The 21,260-nt window shown below is 70.3% G+C and carries 18 protein-coding genes, 1 tRNA gene and 2 pseudogenes; 8 read left to right on the top strand and 13 right to left on the bottom strand.

The genetic code is table 11. The annotated features are described in order from the left end of the window. Positions 1 to 248: 248 nt before the first annotated feature. Positions 249 to 953, top strand: a complete 705-nt coding sequence (locus ABT360_RS09260) for a response regulator transcription factor (protein WP_351813113.1) — start codon at positions 249 to 251, stop codon at positions 951 to 953. 16 nt (positions 954 to 969) lie between these two features. On the opposite strand, the gene ABT360_RS09255 is transcribed toward ABT360_RS09260, so the two are convergent. Together ABT360_RS09255 and ABT360_RS09250 are read right to left on the bottom strand one after the other, a co-directional pair. Next, entirely contained in the window at positions 970 to 1,245 is a 276-nt protein-coding gene (locus ABT360_RS09255) for a hypothetical protein (RefSeq protein ID WP_351813111.1), read from the bottom strand. A 21-nt stretch (positions 1,246 to 1,266) separates the two neighbouring features. Then, positions 1,267 to 2,610: pseudogene (locus tag ABT360_RS09250) on the bottom strand (sodium:solute symporter family transporter); the annotation flags it as partial. Between the two features lie 294 nt (positions 2,611 to 2,904). On the opposite strand from ABT360_RS09250, the gene galT reads away from it, so the two are divergent. From galT to ABT360_RS09230, 4 genes are all read left to right on the top strand, one after another. Next, the gene (gene galT / locus ABT360_RS09245) at positions 2,905 to 3,948 is read left to right on the top strand and encodes a galactose-1-phosphate uridylyltransferase (RefSeq protein ID WP_351813108.1); all 1,044 of its coding nucleotides are present in this window, start codon (positions 2,905 to 2,907) and stop codon (positions 3,946 to 3,948) included. Next, positions 3,945 to 4,913: a UDP-glucose 4-epimerase GalE gene (gene galE / locus ABT360_RS09240; protein ID WP_351813105.1), complete on the top strand. Its 969-nt coding sequence runs from the start codon at positions 3,945 to 3,947 to the stop codon at positions 4,911 to 4,913. Before galT ends, galE begins: the two co-directional genes overlap by 4 nt. Beyond that, positions 4,910 to 6,052, top strand: coding sequence for a galactokinase (gene galK, locus ABT360_RS09235; protein WP_351813102.1), 1,143 nt, complete (start codon positions 4,910 to 4,912; stop codon positions 6,050 to 6,052). The genes galE and galK overlap by 4 nt, the downstream gene beginning before the upstream one ends. A gap of 239 nt (positions 6,053 to 6,291) precedes the next feature. Next, positions 6,292 to 7,077 carry a response regulator transcription factor gene (locus ABT360_RS09230; protein WP_351813099.1) on the top strand — a complete coding sequence of 262 codons (786 nt, stop codon included), beginning with the start codon at positions 6,292 to 6,294 and terminating at the stop codon, positions 7,075 to 7,077. On the opposite strand, the gene tamR is transcribed toward ABT360_RS09230, so the two are convergent. Further along, positions 7,036 to 7,533 (bottom strand): MarR family transcriptional regulator TamR, encoded by a 498-nt coding sequence (gene tamR, locus ABT360_RS09225; protein ID WP_073757514.1) that lies wholly within the window; start codon positions 7,531 to 7,533, stop codon positions 7,036 to 7,038. The genes ABT360_RS09230 and tamR overlap by 42 nt on opposite strands. Before the next feature lie 130 nt (positions 7,534 to 7,663). Here tamR and ABT360_RS09220 point away from each other — a divergent pair, with 130 nt between their 5' ends. Continuing rightward, complete coding sequence (locus ABT360_RS09220; protein WP_351813095.1) at positions 7,664 to 8,503, top strand: trans-aconitate 2-methyltransferase; 840 nt, start codon at positions 7,664 to 7,666, stop codon at positions 8,501 to 8,503. An 82-nt stretch (positions 8,504 to 8,585) separates the two neighbouring features. On the opposite strand, the gene ABT360_RS09215 is transcribed toward ABT360_RS09220, so the two are convergent. Next, complete coding sequence (locus ABT360_RS09215) at positions 8,586 to 9,263, bottom strand: TetR/AcrR family transcriptional regulator (RefSeq protein ID WP_351813092.1); 678 nt, start codon at positions 9,261 to 9,263, stop codon at positions 8,586 to 8,588. Then, a complete protein-coding gene (locus ABT360_RS09210; protein WP_351813089.1) occupies positions 9,260 to 10,246 on the bottom strand; it encodes an acyl-CoA desaturase in 987 nt (328 codons plus the stop codon). Before ABT360_RS09210 ends, ABT360_RS09215 begins: the two co-directional genes overlap by 4 nt. Positions 10,247 to 10,458: 212 nt before the next feature. Between ABT360_RS09210 and ppc the strand changes: the two genes are divergently transcribed. Continuing rightward, positions 10,459 to 13,188, top strand: coding sequence for a phosphoenolpyruvate carboxylase (gene ppc / locus ABT360_RS09205; protein WP_351813086.1), 2,730 nt, complete (start codon positions 10,459 to 10,461; stop codon positions 13,186 to 13,188). A 65-nt stretch (positions 13,189 to 13,253) separates the two neighbouring features. Here the strand turns inward: ppc and ABT360_RS09200 are convergent, their stop codons facing one another. The 8 genes from ABT360_RS09200 to ABT360_RS09165 all read right to left on the bottom strand — a co-directional run bounded on the left by ABT360_RS09200 (position 13,254) and on the right by ABT360_RS09165 (position 19,775). Continuing rightward, on the bottom strand, positions 13,254 to 13,991 hold the full coding sequence (locus tag ABT360_RS09200) for a hypothetical protein (protein WP_351813083.1): 738 nt from the start codon (positions 13,989 to 13,991) through the stop codon (positions 13,254 to 13,256). Positions 13,992 to 14,157: 166 nt separating this feature from the next. Then, positions 14,158 to 14,625, bottom strand: a complete 468-nt coding sequence (locus tag ABT360_RS09195; protein ID WP_351813080.1) for a hypothetical protein — start codon at positions 14,623 to 14,625, stop codon at positions 14,158 to 14,160. Positions 14,626 to 14,679: 54 nt separating this feature from the next. Further along, a complete protein-coding gene (gene pth, locus ABT360_RS09190; RefSeq protein ID WP_351813077.1) occupies positions 14,680 to 15,282 on the bottom strand; it encodes an aminoacyl-tRNA hydrolase in 603 nt (200 codons plus the stop codon). Between the two features lie 96 nt (positions 15,283 to 15,378). Beyond that, positions 15,379 to 15,972, bottom strand: a complete 594-nt coding sequence (locus ABT360_RS09185) for a 50S ribosomal protein L25/general stress protein Ctc (RefSeq protein ID WP_351813074.1) — start codon at positions 15,970 to 15,972, stop codon at positions 15,379 to 15,381. Between the two features lie 208 nt (positions 15,973 to 16,180). Then, a complete protein-coding gene (locus tag ABT360_RS09180) occupies positions 16,181 to 17,158 on the bottom strand; it encodes a ribose-phosphate diphosphokinase (protein WP_351813071.1) in 978 nt (325 codons plus the stop codon). 108 nt (positions 17,159 to 17,266) lie between these two features. Beyond that, entirely contained in the window at positions 17,267 to 18,718 is a 1,452-nt protein-coding gene (gene glmU / locus ABT360_RS09175) for a bifunctional UDP-N-acetylglucosamine diphosphorylase/glucosamine-1-phosphate N-acetyltransferase GlmU (protein WP_351813068.1), read from the bottom strand. A gap of 108 nt (positions 18,719 to 18,826) precedes the next feature. Further along, a tRNA-Gln gene (locus ABT360_RS09170) sits at positions 18,827 to 18,900 on the bottom strand. Positions 18,901 to 18,908: 8 nt separating this feature from the next. Next, a complete protein-coding gene (locus ABT360_RS09165) occupies positions 18,909 to 19,775 on the bottom strand; it encodes a hypothetical protein (protein WP_351813065.1) in 867 nt (288 codons plus the stop codon). Between the two features lie 155 nt (positions 19,776 to 19,930). Here ABT360_RS09165 and ABT360_RS09160 point away from each other — a divergent pair. Beyond that, a pseudogene (locus tag ABT360_RS09160) lies at positions 19,931 to 21,245 on the top strand (sensor histidine kinase). Positions 21,246 to 21,260: the final 15 nt, after the last annotated feature.

Below are 21,260 nucleotides of genomic sequence, written 5' to 3'. Positions count from 1 at the left end.
GGTCTGGCGCATCCCCCTGCCCGGCGCCACCAAGTCGGATCTCGGCCTCGTCCGCCGCGGCGACGTCCGCGGTGCCGGGCCGTCCACTTGGTGAGGCTCATGTAGCCCTGTTCGGCGAAGAATTCGACATTCTGGGGGGCTCCTGACAAGTAGGGGGCGCGCGACGTCGAACAAGCGTGTAGCTTGCCGGGTCAACAGTGCTGGAGGCGGCGGGGGGCCGGCCCCAGGGGGATATGGGGGGAAGCTCGATGGGCGTGCGGCTCATGGTGGTCGACGAGCACCGACTGCTCGCGGAGGCGCTCGCGTCGGCGCTCAAACTGCGCGGGCACCGGGTGCTCGCGGCCGCCGCGCCCACGGCGGGCTCGGCCGAGCTGGTGGTGAGCAGGGCGCCCGAGGTCTGCCTGCTGGGGACGGCGGCACCGGCCGAGCCAGGGGTCTTCGACCCGATCACCACGATCAAGCGGGAGCGCCCTCAGGTGGCCGTGGTGGTGCTCGGGCCGGTGCCGTCGCCGCGCGGGATCGCGGCGGCGTTCGCGGCCGGCGCTTCCGGTTACGTACGCCATGACGAGCGCATCGAGGGCGTGGAGCGCGCCATGCTGAAGGCCAGGGCGGGCGAGGCGGCGGTGGCGCCGCAGCTGCTCCAGGGCGCCTTCACCGAGCTGCTCAACCCGGCCGTGCAGCCGGACGACGAGGGGCAGCGGCTGCTGCGGCTGCTCACGCCGCGCGAGGTGGAGGTGCTGGTGCGGGTCGCGGAGGGCGAGGACACGCGGTTGATCGCGGCGGGCATGAACATCGCGCCGAGCACCGCGCGTACGCATGTGCAGCGGGTTCTGATGAAGCTGGGCGTCGGGTCGCGGCTGGAGGCCGCCGCGCTGGCCGCGCGTACGGGGCTGCTCGACCGGGCGGTGTCGTCCGGGACGGCGGGGATGCCGAAGGGGCCGGACGCCCTGTGACGTCCGGCCCCCGGGCTCACTCGGCGGGCGGCGTCGGCGGGGCGGTCGGGCGCAGCCGCAGCCAGACCAGGAAGAACAGTCCGAGGGCGAGCATGCCCAGGCCCGTCCAGAGGTTGATGTTGACGCCGACGGCCTTCTTCAGGTCCGCGTCGGACGCGGTGAGCCCGGCGACGGTGACGATGATCCCGTACACCGTGAACAGGCCCCCGATGATGCGCCGGATGTCGAAGAGGCGGGCGGCGGTGGCGGACTTCTTCTCCAGCTCGGAGACTTCACGCTGCAGTTCGGACATGGGTCGGTGCCTCCGGGGTGGTCAGAAGGAGTACGGCAGGTAGCAGGCGGCGGCCAGGAGGACGGCTCCCCAGCCGAGCAGGGCGGGGCGCCGGTACCAGGCGTCGTCGCCCTCGGAAGGCGCCTCCTCCATGCCCGGTGACGTCGTGCCGTACACCAGTCCGGCGAGCTCCGCCTCGGGCTTGGGCGCGGTGAAGAGCGTGACGGCGACCATCACCACCGCGCCGGCGACGAAGCCGACGATCGCCGAGACGAAGTTGGCGCCCTGGTCGGTGGGGATGGCGATGACGCCCTGCTTGTAGATGACGAAGTAGTTCACCATCGCGGCGACCGTGCCCGCGATCAGGCCCCAGAAGCCGGACTTGACCGAGGCGCGCTTCCAGAACATGCCGATGATGAAGACGACGAACATCGGCACGTTGAAGAAGGAGAACAGGGTCTGGAGGTAGCCCATGATGTTGGAGAAGCTGGCGGCGAGGAACGCGGTGCCGATGGAGGCGAGGACGCCGATCGCCGTAATGAGCCGGCCGAAGCGCAGGTAGTAGGTGTCGTCGCGGTCCTTGACCACGTACTTGGCCCAGATGTCGGCGGTGAAGACGGTGTTGAACGAGGACACGTTGGCCGCCATGCCGGCCATGAAGGCGGCCAGGAGGCCGGTGACGGCTATGCCGAGTACGCCGTTGGGCAGGAGCTCCTGCATCAGCAGCGGGATGGCGTCGTTGTAGGTGAGGTCCGAGCCCGCCGTGCCGATCTTCGGTACGAGGACGGCGGCGACCAGCCCGGGGATCATCACCACGAACACGATGAAGATCTTGGGGAAGGCGGCGATGAGCGGGGTGCGCTTGGCGGCCGACAGGTTCTTCGCGGACAGGGCGCGCTGCACCTCGGCGAAGTTGGTGGTCCAGTAGCCGAAGGAGAGCACGAAGCCGAGGCCGAGGACGATGGTCAGCCAGTTGGCACCCAGCGGGTTGGGGTCGCCGATGCCGGTGCCGCCCCAGGCGGAGAGGAAGTCGGAGCCGCGGCTCCTCTCCAGCGAGCCGGTCAGGCCGTCCCAGCCGCCGACCCGCTTCAGGCCGAGGACGGTCAGCGGGATGAGCGCGGCGAGGATCACGAAGAACTGGAGCACCTCGTTGTAGATCGCCGAGGACAGCCCGCCGACGGTGATGTAGGCGAGGACGAAGAAGCCGGCGACGACGATGGAGACCCACTGCGGCCAGCCGAGCAGCGCCTCGACGACGATCGACAGCGCGTAGAGGTTGACGCCCGCGATGAGGATGGCGGCGAAGGCGAACAGCACCGAGCTGAGCAGGTGCGCCGACTTGTCGAACCGCTGGAGCAGGAACTCGGGTACGGAACGGACCTTGGAGCCGCCGTTGGTGGGGAGCCGGAGCCCGTCGGCCAGATGTTGCCCGGCGGCCAGGTGACGCATGAGGTACTCGCTTCGTCGCGTGGACTGATCACGCCGGAACCTACGCGTCCTCATTCATGATCTGAACACTTCTGTTGGTTTTCTTTGTTTGATTGTGATCGGGTGAGGTGAAATGTCGGAAGCAAGCGCTTGTACTTCCACCGGCGGGCGGCCGTTGACGGGCGCTGTTGGGGTGTGGTTGATTGTGTTTGTTTCTGTTGGGTGTGTGGTGAGGTGTCGAGGAGCCCGCGAGTGAAGAAGACGTCGACCCGGCTGGCCGACGGCCGTGAGCTGGTCTATTACGACTCCCGGGACGACGTCGTACGCGACGCCGTCGACCGGCGGCCCCTCGACCCGGTCTCCACCACCGCGGAGATCCGCCACGACCCGCTGCTGGGCGACTCGGTCGCCATCGCCTCGCACCGCCAGGCCCGCACCTACCACCCGCCGGCCGACGAGTGCCCCCTGTGCCCCACCCGCGACGGCCGCCACAGCGAGATCCCGGACAGCGACTACGACGTCGTGGTCTTCGAGAACCGCTTCCCCTCCCTCGCCGGCGACTCCGGCCGCTGCGAGGTCGTCTGCTTCACCTCCGACCACGACGCCTCGTTCGCCGACCTCACCGAGGAGCAGGCCGCCCTCGTCCTGGAGGCCTGGACCGACCGCACCGCCGAACTCGCCGAACTGCCGGGCGTCAAGCAGGTGTTCTGCTTCGAGAACCGGGGCGCCGAGATCGGCGTCACCCTCGGCCACCCGCACGGCCAGATCTACGCGTACCCCTTCACCACCCCGCGCACGGCGCTGATGCAGCGCTCCGCCGCCGCCCACCGCGCCGCCACCGGCCGCAACCTCTTCGACGACCTCGTCGAGCGGGAGCGCACGGCGGCCGAACGGGTGATCCTGGAGACCCGGGAGTGGGTCGCCTTCGTGCCGTACGCCGCGCACTGGCCGTACGAAGCGCACCTCTATCCCAAGCGGCGCGTACCCGACCTCAGGGCGCTGGACGAGGCCGCGCGCACCGAGTTCCCCCAGGTCTACCTGGAACTCCTGAGGCGCTTCGACCGGATCTTCGGGCAGGGTGAACCGCCGACGCCGTACATCGCCGCCTGGCACCAGGCGCCGTTCGGCGACCCGGGGCGTGACGACTTCGCGCTGCATCTCGAGCTTTTCACCATCCGACGCTCTTCCGGCAAGCTGAAGTTCCTCGCGGGCTCGGAGTCCGGCATGAGCGTGTTCATCAACGACGTGCCGCCGGAGGCCGCGGCCCGGCGACTGCGAGAGGTAGCGAGCGCATGAGGTATCTGGTCACGGGCGGAGCCGGCTACGTCGGCAGTGTGGTCGCCGCGCACCTGCTGGAGGCCGGGCACGAGGTCACCGTCCTCGACGACCTCTCCACGGGCTTCCGCGAGGGCGTGCCGACCGGTGCCCACTTCATCGAGGGCCGTATCCAGGACGCCGCCCGGCACCTGGACGCCTCCTACGACGGCGTCCTGCACTTCGCCGCGTTCTCGCAGGTCGGCGAGTCCGTCATCGACCCCGAGAAGTACTGGGTGAACAACGTCGGCGGCACGATGGCGCTGCTGGCCGCGATGCGGGACGCGGGCGTGCGCCGCCTCGTGTTCTCCTCCACGGCCGCGACCTACGGCGAGCCGGTCTCCACCCCCGTCACCGAGACCGACCCCACCGCCCCCACCAGTCCCTACGGCGCCTCCAAGCTCGCCGTCGACCACATGATCACCGGTGAGGCCGCCGCCCACGGCCTGGCCGCCGCCTCGCTGCGGTACTTCAACGTCGCCGGGGCGTACGGGCAGTTCGGCGAGCGCCACGACCCCGAGTCCCACCTCATCCCGCTCGTGCTCCAGGTCGCGCTCGGCAAGCGGGCCTCGATCTCGGTGTACGGCGACGACTACCCGACGCCCGACGGCACCTGCGTCCGCGACTACATCCACGTCGCCGACCTCGCCGAGGCGCACCTGCTCGCCATGGACGCGGTCACGCCGGGCGAGCACCTCATCTGCAACCTCGGCAACGGCAGCGGCTTCTCGGTCCGTGAGGTCGTCGAGACCGTGCGGGAGGTCACCGGCCACCCGGTGCCCGAGGTCGTCGCGGCCCGCCGCGGCGGCGACCCGGCGGTACTCGTCGCCTCGGCCGCCACCGCCCGGGACCGGCTCGGCTGGAAGCCGTCCCGGCCGGACCTGGCGGGCATCGTGGCGGACGCGTGGGAGTTCGCGAGGGCGAGAGAGGCGGAGGCGGGGGCATGAGCGTCGCGGAGGATTTCCGGAAGCTGTACGGGGCCGCGCCCGAAGGGGTGTGGGCGGCGCCGGGCAGGGTCAACCTGATCGGCGAGTACACCGACTTCAACGACGGGTTCGTCCTGCCGCTGGCGCTCCCGCACACCGCCGTCGCCGCCGTGTCGCGGCGCACCGACGGCCGGCTGCGCGTCCACTCGGCCGACACCGACCAGGGCGTGGTCCAGCTCGACGTCGACGCCCTGGAACCGCTCGCCGACTCCGGGTGGGCCGCCTACCCGGCCGGTGTGGTGTGGGCGCTGCGCGAGGCGGGCCACGCCGTCACGGGCGCCGACGTCCACCTCGCGTCCACCGTCCCGACGGGCGCCGGGCTGTCCTCGTCGGCCGCCCTGGAGATCGTCACCGCCCTCGCGCTGGGCGACCTGTACGGGCTCGGGCTGGACGCCCGGGAGCTGGCCGTGCTCGCCCAGCGTGCCGAGAACGCGTTCGTGGGCGTCCCCTGCGGCGTGATGGACCAGATGGCGTCGGCGTGCTGCACCGAGGGCCACGCCCTGTACCTCGACACCCGGGACCTGTCGACCCGCCAGGTGCCGTTCGACCTCGACGCCCAGGGCCTGAGGCTGCTGGTCGTCGACACCCGGGTGAAACACGCGCTCGGTGACGGCGCGTACGCCGAGCGGCGCGCCGGGTGCGAGGCGGGCGCGCGGGCGCTCGGCGTGCGCACGCTGCGCGAGGTGGAGTACGTGCACCTGCCCGACGCCCTGCGGCGGTTGGGTGAGGAAACGGTTCGCTCGTACGTCCGCCATGTGGTGACCGAGAACCGCCGCGTCGAGCGGACGATCGCCCTCCTGGACGCGGGTGACGTGCGGGCGGTCGGCCCGGTCCTCACCGAGGGGCACGTCTCGCTGCGCGACGACCTTCGGGTCTCCTGCCCGGAGTTGGACCTGGTGGTCTCGGCGGCGACCACCGCCGGGGCGCTGGGCGCGCGGATGACGGGCGGCGGATTCGGCGGCTCGGCGATCGTGCTGGTCGAGGCGGCGGACGAGGACACGGTGACCAAGGCGGTCACCGAGGCCTTCGCGGCGGCCGGGCACATGGCTCCGCGGGTGTTCCCGGCGGTGCCGTCGCCGGGGGCGCGCCGCATCGGCTGAGCCGACGGGCTCCGACCGCGGGCGCGTACCCGTGAGTTTGCGGAACTCGCCTCCCCCTCGGGCCGCGCCGCCGTACCCTGATGCACAGCACCGGTGGGGGCCGGTGCTGATCAGGGGGCGAGACAGCCGGGTACGACGCCTGGGGCGGGGGTAACAGTCACTGCACGGCGGCGGCCGTGCGACCACTGGACACCTCGGGCTCCGGGCGCCGTACCCGCAGCTGCTCCGCTTCTCGACACATGGGGGTGTCAGTGGTCCGTATCCGGGTTCTGGTGGTGGACGACCACCGCATCTTCGCCGAGTCGCTCGCCGCCGCTCTGGCTGCCGAGCCCGACGTGGACGTCGCGGCGGCCGGCAGCGGCCCCGCCGCGCTGCGTTGCCTGGACCGGGCTGCGGCCGAGGGCCGCAGGTTCGATGTGCTGCTCGTCGACGCCGACCTGGGCGCCGCTGCCGCACCGGCGGTCGCCCGCGCCGTGCCGGACAACGGCGAGGGGGCCGTGGACGGCATCTCGCTGGTCGCCGGGGTCCGCGAGGGCCGCCCCGAGGTGCGTACGGTGGTGCTGGCGGAGAAGGACGACCCGGGCCGGGCCGCGCTCGCGCTCCAGGCCGGCGCCTCCGGCTGGGTCGCCAAGGACTGTTCGCTCCAGCGGCTGCTGACGGTGATACGGGGCGTGCTGCGCGACGAGACGCATCTGCCGCCCGCGTTGCTCACCGGGGTGCTGCGGGAGCTGACGTCCGCGCGCAAGCACCGCACCGAGAGCGAGCGGCTGGTGGAGTCGCTCACCCCGCGCGAGCGGGAGGTGCTGCGCTGCATGGTGGCGGGCCTGGGCCGCAAGGCGGTCGCCGAGCGGCTGTTCCTGTCCCCGCACACGGTGCGTACCCATATGCAGAACGTGCTGGGGAAGCTGGGCGTGCACTCCACGCTGGCGGCCGTGGCGCTGGCCCGCCGGGCGGGTGTGGGGCCGGCGGAGCTGGGGCCCGCTCTAGCCGGGGATGTTGTCGAACGGGGCGGTCAGCTGGCGTAGCAGCGCGGCCAGTTCGGCGCGCTGGGCACGTGACAGCTCCGCGAGGATGGCCCGCTCCTGCGCGAGGAGTCCGGCGAGCGCCTGGTCGGCGCGGTCACGGCCCTCGGGGGTGAGGCGGACCAGGACGCCCCGGCGGTCGCTGGGGTCGGGCAGCCGCTCGACGAGGCCCTTCTTGGCGAGCCGGTCGATACGGTTGGTCATGGTGCCGGAAGTGACCAGCGTCTGGGTGAGCAGTTGGCCGGGGGAGAGCTGGTAGGGTGCGCCGGCGCGGCGCAGCGACGTCAGGACGTCGAACTCCCAGGGCTCCAGGTTGTGCTCGGAGAAGGCGAGCCGACGGGCCCGGTCGAGGTGGCGGGCCAGCCTGGAGACCCGGCTGAGCACCTCGAGTGGTTCCACGTCGAGGTCGGGGCGCTCGCGGCGCCATGCAGCGACCAGTCGGTCGACCTCGTCCTCCATGGCGATCAGTGTAGGCGATCTGTCGACGTGAAGTCTCTTGACGTCAAGAAATACTCGCCTGGACCATTGGGCATGACGGGGCCGGGACTCCGTTCCGCTTCGGCACTTCGTTCCAGCAAGGGGACCGAACATGTATTCCGCACCGATCTGGGATCCGCAGCAGTACCTGCGCCATTCCTCCCACCGCACACGACCGTTCCTCGACCTGCTCGCCCGGATACCCGAGCTGCCCGCCGTCGCCGAGGGCCGCTCTCCCCGCATCGCCGACCTCGGCTGCGGCCCCGGCAATGTCACCGCACTGCTCGCCGACCGCTGGCCCGGCGCACGCATCACCGGCTTCGACCTCTCGCCCGACATGCTGGAACAGGCGAAGAAGCACTACGCCGGCACCACCGACGGCGGCGGCTGGCTCGACTTCCGCCCCGCCGACGCCGCGCACTGGACGCCCGACGAACCGTACGACCTGATCATTTCCAACGCGGCGCTCCAGTGGGTACCCAACCACCCCGAGTCCTTCCCCGTGTGGACGCAAGGACTCGTCCCCGGCGGCACCCTCGCCTTCCAGGTGCCCGCCAATTTCACCTCGCCCAGCCACGCCCTCCTGGGCGAGCTGTGCGAGACCCCGCAGTGGCGCGCCCGCCTCGCCGGCCACGGCCGCCGCTTCGTCCATATCCTCGACGCCGCCGACTACCTCACGCGCCTGGCCGACCTCGGGCTGGCCGTGGACGTCTGGGAGACGGTCTACTCGCAGCTCCTGCACGGTGAGGACCCCGTCCTCGACTGGGTGAAGGGCACCGCGCTGCGCCCCGTCCTCACCGTCCTGGACGGCGACGACGAGGCGGTCGCCGAGTTCCTGGCCCAGTACCGCGACCTGCTGCGCAAGGCCTACCCGCCCGGCCCGCACGGGACGGTCTTCCCGTTCCGCCGCGTCTTCGCGGTCGCCACCAGGAGCCAGGAGCCCACGGGGTGACGCCCCACTTAACGGCGACCCCTGCCAAACGCCCGCGTCGGGGAGGCGCGCCGCGCATCCGCGCCGCACCACCCCGACGCGGTCAGCTCTTGCGGTGGCCTATCAGGCGGGGCTTGGGCTCCAGGCCGTCCAGGCCGTGCCAGGCCAGGTTCACCAGGTGGGCCGCCACCTCGGCCTTCTTGGGCTTGCGGGCGTCCAGCCACCACTGGCCCGTCAGGGCCACCATCCCCACCAGCGCCTGTGCGTAGAGGGGAGCCAGCTTGGGGTCGAAGCCCCGGGCCTTGAACTCCAGGCCCAGGATGTCCTCCACCTGTGTGGCGATGTCCGAGATCAGCGACGCGAACGTACCCGTCGACTGCGCGACCGGCGAGTCCCGCACCAGGATCCGGAACCCGTCCGTGTACGTCTCGATGTAGTCCAGCAGCGCGAACGCCGCCTGCTCCAGCAGCTCGCGCGGATGCCCCGCCGTCAGGGCCCCGGTCACCATGTCGAGCAGCTGGCGCATCTCGCGGTCCACGACGACCGCGTACAGGCCCTCTTTGCCGCCGAAGTGCTCGTACACCACCGGCTTGGAGACCCCGGCCTTCGCGGCGATCTCCTCCACCGACGTGCCCTCGAAGCCCCGCTCGGCGAAGAGCGTGCGGCCGATGTCGAGCAGTTGCTGCCGACGCTCGGCGCCCGTCATCCGGACCCGGCGCCCGCGCCTGGGTTTGTCAGTACTCCCGCTGCCACTGCCGTCGATCGCCACACCGTCCATCATGCCGCGTTCGCGGCGCGGTCCTGGCGTCGGGCTTCGATCCGCTCGGCGGTCGGCCAGCGCACGTCGTACGCCCAGCCGAGCTTCTCGAACCAGCGGATCAGCCGGGCGCTGGAGTCGATCTGGCCCCGCATCACGCCGTGACGTGCGCACGTCGGGTCGGCGTGGTGCAGGTTGTGCCACGACTCACCGCACGACAGCACTGCCAGCCACCACACGTTGCCGCTCCGGTCCCGCGACTTGAACGGCCGCTTGCCCACCGCGTGACAGATCGAGTTGATCGACCACGTGACGTGGTGCAGCAGCGCCACCCGCACCAGCGAGCCCCAGAAGAACGCCGTGAACGCGCCCCACCACGACATCGTCACCAGACCGCCCACCAGCGGCGGGATCGCCAGCGACAGGATCGTCCAGCCGATGAACTGCCGCGAGATCCGGCGCATCGCCGGGTCCTTGATCAGATCCGGCGCGTACTTGGCCTGCGGGGTGCGCTCCTCGTCGAACATCCAGCCGATGTGCGCCCACCACAGGCCCTTCATCAGCGCCGGCACGGTCTCACCGAACCGCCACGGCGAGTGCGGGTCGCCCTCCGCGTCCGAGAACTTGTGGTGCTTGCGGTGGTCCGCCACCCAGCGCACCAGCGGCCCCTCCACCGCCAGCGACCCCATGATGGCCAGCGCGATCCGCAACGGCCGCTTCGCCTTGAACGCGCCGTGCGTGAAGTAACGGTGGAAGCCGATCGTGATGCCGTGGCAGCCGATGTAGTACATCGCCACCAGCAGCCCCAGGTCCAGCCAGCTCACGCCCCAGCCCCACGCCAGCGGCACCGCCGCGAGCAGGGCCAGGAACGGCACCGTGATGAACACCAGCAGCGTGATCTGCTCGATCGAACGCTTGCTGTCCCCGCCGAGCGTGGCGGGCGGCAGGTCAGAAGAAGGGGAAGCGGACGAGTCCGAAGTCTCGATCACGTCGGGGCTTGTGGTCATGGGGGCCTCTGGGGGTGAGGGATGCAACGGAAGCTGTGGCTACGGTTCCGTAACCTACGGCGACGTAAGTATGGCAGCGGTTCGGCGCGCGGCAAGAGGGCTGCGAGCACCGCCGCCGCGCGGGCCACCTATCCTTGGTGTCGTCGGACAGCGCGGTCCGCAGCCTCCAGTACCCCTCCAGACGTGCTCAAACACTGCAAGGAGCCGCACCTGTGAGCAGTGCCGACCAGACCCCCTCCGCCAGCGCCGAGCTGCGCGCCGACATCCGCCGACTGGGCGACCTGCTGGGCGAGACCCTCGTACGGCAGGAAGGACACGAGCTCCTCGACCTCGTCGAGAAGGTCCGCCACCTCACCCGCGAGAACGGCGAGGCCGCCGCCGAGCTGCTCGGCGACACCGACCTGGAGACCGCCGGCAAGCTCGTGCGGGCCTTCTCCACCTACTTCCACCTCGCCAACGTCACCGAGCAGGTCCACCGCGGCAAGGAACTGCGCGCCAAGCGCGCCGCCGAGGGCGGCCTCCTCGCCCGCACCGCCGACATGCTCAAGGACGGCGACCCCGAGCACGTACGCGAGACGGTCAAGAACCTCAACGTCCGTCCCGTCTTCACCGCGCACCCCACCGAAGCGGCGCGACGCTCCGTGCTCAACAAGCTCCGCCGCGTCGCCGAGCTGCTGGAAACCCCGGTCATCGCCTCCGACCGGCGCCGCCACGACCTGCGCCTGGCCGAGTCCATCGACCTGATCTGGCAGACCGACGAGCTGCGCGTCGTACGGCCCGAGCCGACCGACGAGGCCCGCAACGCCATCTACTACCTCGACGAGCTCCACGCCAATGCCGTCGGCGACGTCCTGGAGGACCTCGCCGCCGAGCTGGAGCGCGTCGGCGTCGAGCTGCCCCCCGGCACCCGCCCGCTCACCTTCGGCACCTGGATCGGCGGCGACCGCGACGGCAACCCCAACGTCACCCCCGCCGTCACCTGGGACGTCCTGATCCTCCAGCACGAGCACGGCATCACCGACGCCATCGAGCTGATCGACCACCTGCGCAGCCAGCTGTCCAACTCCATCCGGTACGCGGGCGCCACCCAGGAGCTCCTCGACTCCCTCCAGAGGGACCTCGACCGGCTCCCCGAGATCAGCCCCCGCTACAAGCGCCTCAACGCCGAGGAGCCCTACCGGCTCAAGGCCACCTGCATCCGCCAGAAGCTGGTCAACACCCGCGAGCGCCTCGCCAACGGCACCCCCCACCAGGACGGCCGCGACTACCTCGGCACCGCCGAGCTGATCAGCGACCTCACCCTGATCCAGACCTCCCTGCGCGAGCACCGCGGCGGCCTGTTCGCCGACGGCCGGATGGACCGCACCATCCGCACTCTGTCCGCGTTCGGTCTCCAGCTCGCCACCATGGACGTCCGCGAGCACGCCGACGCCCACCACCACGCCCTCGGCCAGCTCTTCGACCGCCTCGGCGAGGAGTCCTGGCGGTACGCGGACATGCCCCGCGACTACCGGCAGAAGCTGCTGGCCAAGGAGCTGCGCTCCCGCCGCCCGCTGGCGCCGACGCCCGCTCCGCTGGACGCGGCCGGCACCAAGACCCTCGGCGTCTTCCACACGGTCAAGGAAGCCTTCGAGCGCTTCGGGCCCGAGGTCATCGAGTCCTACATCATCTCCATGTGCCAGGGCGCCGACGACGTCTTCGCCGCCGCCGTCCTCGCCCGCGAGGCCGGACTCATCGACCTGCACGCCGGCTGGGCCAAGATCGGCATCGTGCCGCTGCTGGAGACCACCGACGAGCTCAAGGCCGCCGACGTCATCCTCGACGACATGCTCGCCGACCCCTCCTACCGGCGCCTCGTCTCGCTCCGCGGTGACGTCCAGGAGGTCATGCTCGGCTACTCCGACTCCTCCAAGTTCGGCGGCATCACCACCTCCCAGTGGGAGATCCACCGCGCCCAGCGCCGGCTGCGCGACGTCGCCCACCGCTACGGAGTCCGGCTGCGGCTCTTCCACGGCCGCGGCGGCACCGTCGGCCGCGGCGGCGGCCCCTCGCACGACGCGATCCTCGCCCAGCCCTGGGGCACCCTGGAGGGCGAGATCAAGGTCACCGAGCAGGGCGAGGTCATCTCCGACAAGTACCTCATCCCGTCGCTGGCCCGCGAGAACCTGGAACTGACGGTCGCCGCCACCCTCCAGGCTTCCGCCCTGCACACCGCGCCCCGCCAGTCCGACGAGGCCCTCGCCCGCTGGGACGCGGCCATGGACATCGTCTCGGACGCCGCCCACACGGCCTACCGGAGGCTCGTCGAGGACCCCGACCTGCCGACGTACTTCCTGGCCTCCACACCCGTCGACCAGCTCGCCGACCTGCACCTGGGCTCGCGGCCTTCCCGCCGCCCCGGCTCGGGCGTCTCGCTCGACGGGCTGCGGGCCATTCCGTGGGTCTTCGGCTGGACCCAGTCCCGGCAGATCGTCCCCGGCTGGTACGGAGTCGGCTCGGGCCTCAAGGCCCTGCGCGAGGCCGGCCTCGACGCCGTGCTCGACGAGATGTACGAGCAGTGGCACTTCTTCCGCAACTTCCTGTCCAACGTCGAGATGACCCTCGCCAAGACGGACCTGCGGATCGCCCGGCACTACGTCGAGACCCTCGTGCCCGAGAACCTGCGGCATGTCTTCGACGACATCGAGGCCGAGCACGCGCTCACGGTCAGCGAGGTGCTGCGTGTGACCGGGGGCGAGAAGCTGCTCGACTCCAACCCGGTGCTCCAGCAGACCTTCGCCATCCGCGACGCCTACCTGGACCCGATCTCCTACCTCCAGGTCGCGCTGCTCGCCCGCCAGCGGGCCGCCGCCGAGCGCGGTGAGGAGCCCGACCCGCTGCTCGCGCGGGCGCTGCTGCTGACGGTGAACGGCGTGGCGGCCGGTCTGCGCAACACCGGCTGACGCGTACGGAACGACACGAGGGGGCGCCCGGTGACAACCGGGCGCCCCCTCGTACGTCGCCGGGGTCAGGGCTGCTTCTTGGCCTTCCCGAGGCGGGCCACCAGGAAGGCGCCGCCCGCGAGGAGCGCGGCCGCGACGGCCGCGAGGATGCCGACGGGGGCGGAGCTGCCGGTCTCGGCGAGGTCCCCCTCGGCGGAGCCGTTGGCGGCGGGAGCGTTTCCGGGGTTCCCCGGGGCGGTCCCGGGGGCGGTCCCGGGGGCGTTTCCGGCGGGGGACGCCTCGGTGGAGGGCCGCTCGTCCGGCGTGGAGCCACCGGGTTCCGCGCCGCCCGGTTCCGCGTCGCCCGGCTTGGAACCACCGGGTTCCGCGCCGACCGGCTCCGGCCCGCCCGGTTCCGCGTCGCACGCCGACCAGAACACCTTGTGCTTGGCACGGCCGTGCTCGCCGTCGAAGGTCCAGAACAGCTTGTAGTGACCGTCCGGCAGGGACAGGTCCTCGCTCCGTCCATGGCCCGAGGCGTCGAGCGTCAGGGAACCTGCCTCGACCTCCTCGCCCTTCACACCGGCGGTCGGCGCCCAGGACTCGATGCTCCACTCCACCTCCTGCCCGGCATCGAAACCGAAGGCATCGAGGTAGAAGGCGCAGACGTGCGGTTCGTTCTTGCGGAGCTCCTCACCGGTCGCGGCATCGTGGATCTTCACGGTGCCGTTGTCGCCGGGAGGGGTGGCCGAGGCGGTGTGGGGGAGCAGAAGGGAGCAGGCCGCAGCCGTCACCAGCAGCATGCTGGGCGTGAGAATGCGCATGGGCAGTCCAACGTGAGATTGGGGGAGGGGGGCCGTGGGGGGCGGCTGAAGCTTCGTGTGGCTGACTGAACCCCGTCAAGACACCCGGCACCACAGACCCGGTCATCCGCATAACGATTGAGTGAATGCCCCATTCCACTTCGGTCGGAGGCAGCTCCGCCCGGCGTCACAACGCGAAGAACGTCCCCACCAGCAACGCCCCACCCACCGACGCCGACGCCCACGCCAGCCGCGGCAACCGCATCCCCCCGCCGATCACCAACGCCGCCAGCAACAACGCCCCACCGAGCGGCAGCCACGCGTGCAGCCCGCCCGACCACCCCGTACGCACCAGCTCCGTCGTGTCCGGCTTCACCACCACCCGATAGCGGCCACCACTCTCCACCGCCACCGAACGGTCGATCGTCATGTCCGTACGCGGTCCCGCCGGCCCCTCCGGGTCGTACCGCCCCGTGCACACGTCCGCCGAACACCCCGTGACCGTCAGCGTGCCGTGTTCACGACCCTTCGACAGCAGCACATGCTGCGCCGTACCCCATGACGCCCACACACCCGCCACCACCAGCAACAGCGCGACCAGCGCCATGGCGGCACCACGGGCGTACGGGAGGGCTGAAGTCCGCTTCTTGCTCATGGGGCGCGATCCTCTGGCACATGACCGCACCCGGTCAATTCCGGCCGGACACCGCTACGAGTTGTACGCCGACTGCGCCCGCTCCAGACCCTCGGTCACCAGGCACTCCACCGCGTCCGCCGCCCGGTCCACCAAGTAGTCCAGCTCCTTGCGCTCCACCGACGAGAAGTCCTTCAGCACGAAATCGGCGACCTGCATCCGGCCCGGCGGGCGCCCGATCCCGAACCGCACCCGGTGATAGTCCGAACCCATCGCCTTCGTCATCGACTTCAGACCGTTGTGCCCGTTGTCCCCGCCACCCAGCTTCAGCCGCAGCATCCCGTAGTCGATGTCCAGCTCGTCATGGACCGCCACGATGTGCGCCGTCGGTACCTTGTAGAAGTCCCGCAGCGCCGTCACCGGACCGCCCGACAGGTTCATGTACGACATCGGCTTCGCCAGGATCACCCGGCGGTTCGCCGGCCCCGGAGGACCGATACGGCCCTCGACGACCTGCGCCTGCGCCTTGCCCGCCCGCTTGAACTTCCCACCGATCCGCTCCGCGAGGAGGTCGGCCACCATGAACCCGACATTGTGCCGGTTCGCGGCGTACTCCGGCCCCGGGTTGCCCAGGCCCACCACCAGCCAGGGAGCGCCGGCATCCGTCGCCGTGGTCATGTCGTCAGTCTCCTCGCATGCGTACACGTACACAGAACAGGGAAACGGGGTGGCGGGCCGCAGCCCGCCACCCCGTCAAGCAGAGCCCAGGACGGCTCAGGCCTCGGCGGCCTCTTCGCCCTCGGCGGCCTCGCCCGCCGGCTCCTCGGCCTGCGCGGCCAGGACCTGAAGGACGACGGTGTCGCCCTCGACGGTGAGCGTGGTGCCCTTCGGCAGCGGGATGTCCTTCGCCAGGACGGAGGCACCGGCCTCCAGGCCCTCGACGGAGACCGTGACCGACTCGGGGATGTGGGTGGCCTCGGCCTCGACCGGCAGCGCGTTCAGGACGTGCTCCAGCAGGTTGCCACCCGCGGCCAGCTCGCCCTCGGTGAGAACCGGGATCTCCACGTGGACCTTCTCGCCACGCTGGACGAGCTGCAGGTCGACGTGCTCCAGGAAGCCCTTCAGCGGGTCACGCTGCACGTCCTTCGGGATCGCCAGCTCGTTGGACTTGCCGTCGATGTCCAGGGAGATCAGGACGTTCGGCGTACGCAGCGCCAGCAGCAGCTCGTGACCCGGCAGCGTCAGGTGGATCGGGTCGGAACCGTGGCCGTAGAGAACACCCGGAACCTGGTTCGAGCGGCGGATGCGGCGGGCAGCGCCCTTGCCGAACTCGGTACGGGTCGAAGCGGTGAGCTTCACCTCGGACATATGCACTCCTCGTAAGTGACAGACGGATCAACGGTCGTGGGGTCACCCGGCCACGACTGGACTTGGCCTGCTACGAAGAGCGCGTCGATAACGGACCGCCGCACCGTGTGACGGATGCGGCCTCCCTCGCCGAGCAACTACACCAGCTTAACCGAAAGCGAAAGCCGCCCCGACCGGCACGGTCGGAGCGGCCCTCGTCACAGCAGTGTCAGCCCTGCTCCTCGAAGAGGCTCGTCACCGAACCGTCCTCGAACACCTCACGCACCGCGCGGGCGATCGTCGGCGCCATCGACAGCACCGTGATCTTGTCCAGCTCCAGCTCACCCGGCGTCGGCAGGGTGTTCGTCAGCACGAACTCGCTGACCTTGGAGTTCTTCAGCCGGTCAGCCGCCGGGCCGGACAGGATGCCGTGCGTCGCGGTGACGATGACGTCCTCGGCACCATTGGCGAACAGCGCCTCCGCCGCGGCGCAGATCGTGCCACCCGTGTCGATCATGTCGTCGACCAGGACACACACCCGGCCCCTGACCTCACCGACGACCTCGTGCACCGTCACCTGGTTGGCGACGTCCTTGTCGCGGCGCTTGTGCACGATCGCCAGCGGCGCGTCCAGCCGGTCGCACCAACGGTCCGCGACCCGCACACGGCCCGCGTCCGGAGAGACGACCGTCAGCTTGTTCCGGTCGACCTTCGCACCCACGTAGTCCGCCAGCACCGGCAGCGCCGAGAGGTGGTCCACCGGACCGTCGAAGAAGCCCTGGATCTGGTCCGTGTGCAGATCGACCGTGAGGATGCGGTCGGCACCCGCGCACTTCAGCAGGTCCGCGATCAGACGGGCCGAGATGGGCTCACGGCCGCGGTGCTTCTTGTCCTGCCGGGCGTACCCGTACGACGGAATGATCACGGTGATGCTCCGGGCCGAAGCCCGCTTCAGAGCATCGATCATGATCAGCTGCTCCATGATCCACTTGTTGATGGGAGCCGTGTGGCTCTGCATCAAGAAGCAGTCCGCACCACGCGCCGACTCCTGGAACCGGACATAGATCTCACCATTGGCGAAGTCGAACGCCTTCGTCGGCACGAGGCCGACACCCAACTGGTGCGCAACCTCCTCGGCCAGCTCGGGGTGGGCGCGGCCGGAGAAGAGCATCAGCTTCTTCTCGCCGGTCGTCTTGATCCCGGTCACAGCACTGTCTCCTCAGACGTGTTCCCTGGCCGCGACCACTTTCGCGCGAACCAGCCGAATTTGTGTGCACGTATCACGGTACGCCGAGTTCGACGCACCTGTTTCCGGTCAGTCCTCGCGAGAAGCCTGCTCGGAGGCCGTCGCAGCCGCCTGCGCGGCAGCGCTTCCGGGCCGCTTCCGAGCGACCCAACCCTCGATATTCCGCTGCTGGCCGCGGGCGACAGCGAGCGAACCCGGCGGCACATCCTTGGTGATCACAGAGCCGGCAGCGGTGTACGCGCCGTCCCCGACCGTGACAGGAGCCACAAACATGTTGTCCGAGCCGGTGCGGCAGTGCGAACCGATCGTCGTGTGGTGCTTGCTCTCACCGTCATAGTTCACGAACACGCTCGCAGCGCCGATGTTGGAGTACTCGCCGATCGTCGCGTCCCCGACGTACGACAGATGCGGGACCTTCGACCCCTCACCCACCCGGGCGTTCTTCATCTCCACGTACGTACCGGCCTTCGACTTCGCCCCCAGCAGCGTCCCGGGCCGCAGATACGCGTACGGACCCACCGTCGCGCCCTCACCGACGTCCGCGCGGTCCGCCACCGTGTTGTCCACCCGGGCACCCCGGCCGACCCTCGTGTCCTTCAGCCGGGTGTTCGGACCCACCTCCGAGTCCTCCGCCAGATGCGTCGAACCCGTCAGCTCCGTGTTCGGATGCACCACGACGTCGCGCTCGAAGGTCACCGTCACGTCCACGAACACCGACGCCGGGTCCACCACCGTCACACCGGCCATCATCGCCCGCTCCAGCAGCCGGTCGTTCAGCAGCCGGCGCGCCTCCGCGAGCTGCACACGGTTGTTGATGCCGAGGATCTCCCGGTGATCACCCGCCACCGACGCCCCGACCCGGTGCCCGGCCTCGCGCAGGATGCCCAGCACGTCCGTGAGGTACTCCTCGCCCTGGCTGTTGTCCGTCCGCACCTTGCCCAGCGCGTCCGCCAGCAGCTTCCCGTCGAACGCGAACACCCCGGAGTTGATCTCCTGGATCGCACGCTGCGCGGGGGTGGCGTCCTTGTGCTCCACGATCGCCGTCACGGCACCCGTCTCCGGATCCCGCACGATCCGCCCGTACCCCGTCGAGTCCGGGACCTCGGCGGTCAGCACGGTCACGGCATTGCCGTCGGCGGCATGCGTCTTCGCCAGCGCGGTCAGCGTCTCGCCGGACAGCAGCGGAGTGTCACCGCACACCACCACGACGGTCCCGTCCAGCGCCCCGGCCCCCAGCTCCTCCAGGGCCATGCGCACCGCGTGACCGGTGCCGTTCTGCTCGTACTGAACGGCGGTACGGGTACCGGCGTAGAACTCGTCGAGGTGCGCGGTCACATGCTCACGGGCGTGACCGACGACGACGCACAGGTGCTGCGGATCCAGCTCGCGTGCGGCCGACACCACGTGTCCGACGAGCGAACGCCCGCAGATCTGATGCAGGACCTTGGGGGTCTTCGACTTCATGCGGGTGCCCTCACCCGCTGCGAGGACGACGACGGCTGCCGGGCGGTTGGCGCTCACGGGAATGCCCTTCGGCTTCGGGTGGTGGACACCCGCAGGATACCGGGGGGTTTCGGAGCGGAAATGAGGGCGGGTCCTGACCGTGAGGTCAGGACCCGAACTGAGCAGCTCCCCCGCAAGGATTCGAACCTTGACCTGCCAAGACCAAAACTTGGTGTGCTGCCGGGTTACACCACGGGGGATCGGCTGCTCAGACCATACCGGAGACCCGGCGTAGTGCGGCATTGATCCCGGACCACCAACCCTCGATGCTGCAGTACAGGTCGGCGCTTTTCATGATCTGGATCACGAGGCACCCGTAGTAGTCGTCGCCCACGTTCTTCCGAACCGTCTTGGGGTTGTGCTTCTTCAGCGTGGTCTTCTGCAACCACGCGATGTCCACGCCCACGAGGGCTGCCCAGAAGCGCTCGGCACCATCGACGTCTGCTGTTTCGTGGATCATCACCCGGTACTGGATACGGTCGCGCTCCACTCCGAGCAGGTCGAGCCAGGCCAAGAAGGTCAGGATCATGTCCGGATCGCTGTTGACGAAGATCGCTCGCTCCCGGCGTGCGTACGGCTTGCTCTTCTGGCCTTCGGCCCAGTAGAGCCCGACGCCGATCAGGAACAGCTCTCTGTCGGTCAGGTTGCCGATCTCGCGGTGTGCCGCGCTCTTGATGGCCTCGCGCTCTTGGTCCTGTGCTGCTCTGAGTCTCTTGAGTCCGGCGTTCATGAGGGCTCTTTGCTCTTCGGGGGTGTACCGGGGCTCCGGCTTCGGCAGGTCCCTCACCCACAGTGAGATCGAACTCTTCGAGCAACCCAGCTCGAGCTGGATCTGGTCGTACGTCATGCCCTGGAGGCGCAGCTCTCGGGCTTTGGCCCGGAGGTCGTCCTTGGCGTTGGGGCGCTTCGTCCAGTCCGGGGGCGGTTCTCCTTTCACCAAGCGGTTGAGGATGTCGTTGTTGTGGACGCCGAGGCGGTCGCGGATCTGACGGAGGCTGAGGCCTTCGCGGCGCAGCGCGACGGCCTGCTCGCGCAGGGTCTCGAAGTCGGCGTATTTGCCGGTGGCAGTGGTCACGCGGACAGGATCGTCCGGATTGCGGACGTCCAGGTCGAATGTGTGGGCGATTCACATGTTCGAGGGATCATCGTGCGTTTCGCGAGCGGATCGTCCCGGTCTGTGCTGCCCGGCTCGCCGGAAAATGGGTCGCGCCCGCCCGTAGGCTGGAGAACATGACCACAACGGGGGAGCACCAGGAGCCCGCGGGTATGACCGCCCGGGGCTGGTGGTGGTGGGGGCGGCGGCGTAGCGCCGTGCTGGATGTGACGCTCGGGGCCGTGTCGGCCCTGGAGTGTGCGGCCGAGGGGGTCGGGTTCGCGGATTACGCCGCGCTGCCGGTGCCCGTGGGGGTGTTGTTCGGGCTGGTCGCGGGGGCGGTGCTCGTCGTGCGGCGGCGGTGGCCGATCGCCGTGGTGCTGGTGTCGATCGCGATCACGCCGGCCGAGATGGGCTACCTGATGGGGATCGTCGGGCTGTACACGCTCGCGGCGTCCGAGGTGCCCCGGCGGATCATCGCGCTGCTGGCGGGGATGTCGCTGGCCGCGGTGCTGATCGTGACGTTCGTGCGGCTGCGGCAGGACATCGCGTCGGCCGACTTCGATCCCGGGCCCTGGTACGTGCCGCTGATGGCGGTGATCCTGTCGCTCGGGATGAACGCGCCGCCGGTGCTGTTCGGGCTGTACATAGGGGCGCGGCGGCGGTTGCTGGAGAGTTTGCGGGAGGGCGGACAGCCTGGAGCAGGAGCTGTCGTTGCTGGCGGACCGTGCGGAGCAGCGGGCGCAGATGGCGCGGACGGAGGAGCGGACGCGGATCGCGCGGGAGATGCACGACGTGGTGGCGCACCGGGTGAGTCTGATGGTGGTGCACGCGGCGGCGTTGCAGGCGGTGGCGTTGAAGGACCCGCAGAAGGCGGCGAGGAACGCGGCGCTGGTGGGGGACATGGGGCGGCAGGCGCTGACCGAGTTGCGGGAGATGCTGGGGGTGCTGCGGGCGGGGGACGCGGCTCCGGTGCGGGGTTCGGTGCCGCTGGCGGCGGTGGGGCGGGCTGCGGCCGCGGCCGCAGCCGGCCGGGGGGCGGACGCGGCTGAGGACGGGCCGTGTCTGGACGCGGTGGAGGAGTTGGTGGAGCAGTCCCGGCAGGCGGGGATGGCGGTGGAGTTGCAGGTGATGGGCGAGGCGCAGCCGTGTGGGAAGGCGGTGGAGCGGACGGCGTACCGGGTGGTGCAGGAGGGGCTGACGAACGTCCACAAGCACGCGCCGGGCGCGAAGGTGGTGGTGCGGCTCGCGCATCGGGAGGGTGAGGTGGCGATGCAGGTGGAGAACGGGCCGTCGGACGGGATGGTGGCGGACGCGGGCCTGCCGAGTGGGGGCAATGGTCTGGTGGGGATGCGGGAGCGGGTGACGGCGCTGGGCGGGGTGTTCGTGTCGGGGCCGACCGACGAGGGTGGTTTCAAGGTGTCGGCGGTGCTGCCGGTCGAGGCTGCCTGAGGCTGCTCGAGGAGG

The sequence above is a fragment of the Streptomyces sp. NPDC000229 genome (genome assembly GCF_040300825.1).
Lineage (GTDB): Bacteria > Actinomycetota > Actinomycetes > Streptomycetales > Streptomycetaceae > Streptomyces.
The sequence above is the reverse complement of the archived record's forward strand: the minus strand, read 5'-3'. Positions and strand labels throughout refer to the sequence as shown.

Excerpts from the sequence above, each read along its gene's own strand:
- galE (WP_351813105.1), top strand. The coding sequence starts at position 3,945 with ATGAGGTATCTGGTCACGGGCGGAGCCGGCTACGTCGGCAGTGTGGTC.
- galK (WP_351813102.1), top strand. The coding sequence starts at position 4,910 with ATGAGCGTCGCGGAGGATTTCCGGAAGCTGTACGGGGCCGCGCCCGAA.
- ABT360_RS09210 (WP_351813089.1), bottom strand. The coding sequence starts at position 10,246 with ATGACCACAAGCCCCGACGTGATCGAGACTTCGGACTCGTCCGCTTCC.
- ABT360_RS09230 (WP_351813099.1), top strand. The coding sequence starts at position 6,292 with ATGGGGGTGTCAGTGGTCCGTATCCGGGTTCTGGTGGTGGACGACCAC.
- tamR (WP_073757514.1), bottom strand. The coding sequence starts at position 7,533 with ATGGAGGACGAGGTCGACCGACTGGTCGCTGCATGGCGCCGCGAGCGC.
- ABT360_RS09260 (WP_351813113.1), top strand. The coding sequence starts at position 249 with ATGGGCGTGCGGCTCATGGTGGTCGACGAGCACCGACTGCTCGCGGAG.
- ABT360_RS09215 (WP_351813092.1), bottom strand. The coding sequence starts at position 9,263 with ATGATGGACGGTGTGGCGATCGACGGCAGTGGCAGCGGGAGTACTGAC.
- pth (WP_351813077.1), bottom strand. The coding sequence starts at position 15,282 with ATGACCACGGCGACGGATGCCGGCGCTCCCTGGCTGGTGGTGGGCCTG.
- ABT360_RS09200 (WP_351813083.1), bottom strand. The coding sequence starts at position 13,991 with ATGCGCATTCTCACGCCCAGCATGCTGCTGGTGACGGCTGCGGCCTGC.
- ABT360_RS09195 (WP_351813080.1), bottom strand. The coding sequence starts at position 14,625 with ATGAGCAAGAAGCGGACTTCAGCCCTCCCGTACGCCCGTGGTGCCGCC.
- ABT360_RS09185 (WP_351813074.1), bottom strand. The coding sequence starts at position 15,972 with ATGTCCGAGGTGAAGCTCACCGCTTCGACCCGTACCGAGTTCGGCAAG.
- ABT360_RS09255 (WP_351813111.1), bottom strand. The coding sequence starts at position 1,245 with ATGTCCGAACTGCAGCGTGAAGTCTCCGAGCTGGAGAAGAAGTCCGCC.
- ABT360_RS09220 (WP_351813095.1), top strand. The coding sequence starts at position 7,664 with ATGTATTCCGCACCGATCTGGGATCCGCAGCAGTACCTGCGCCATTCC.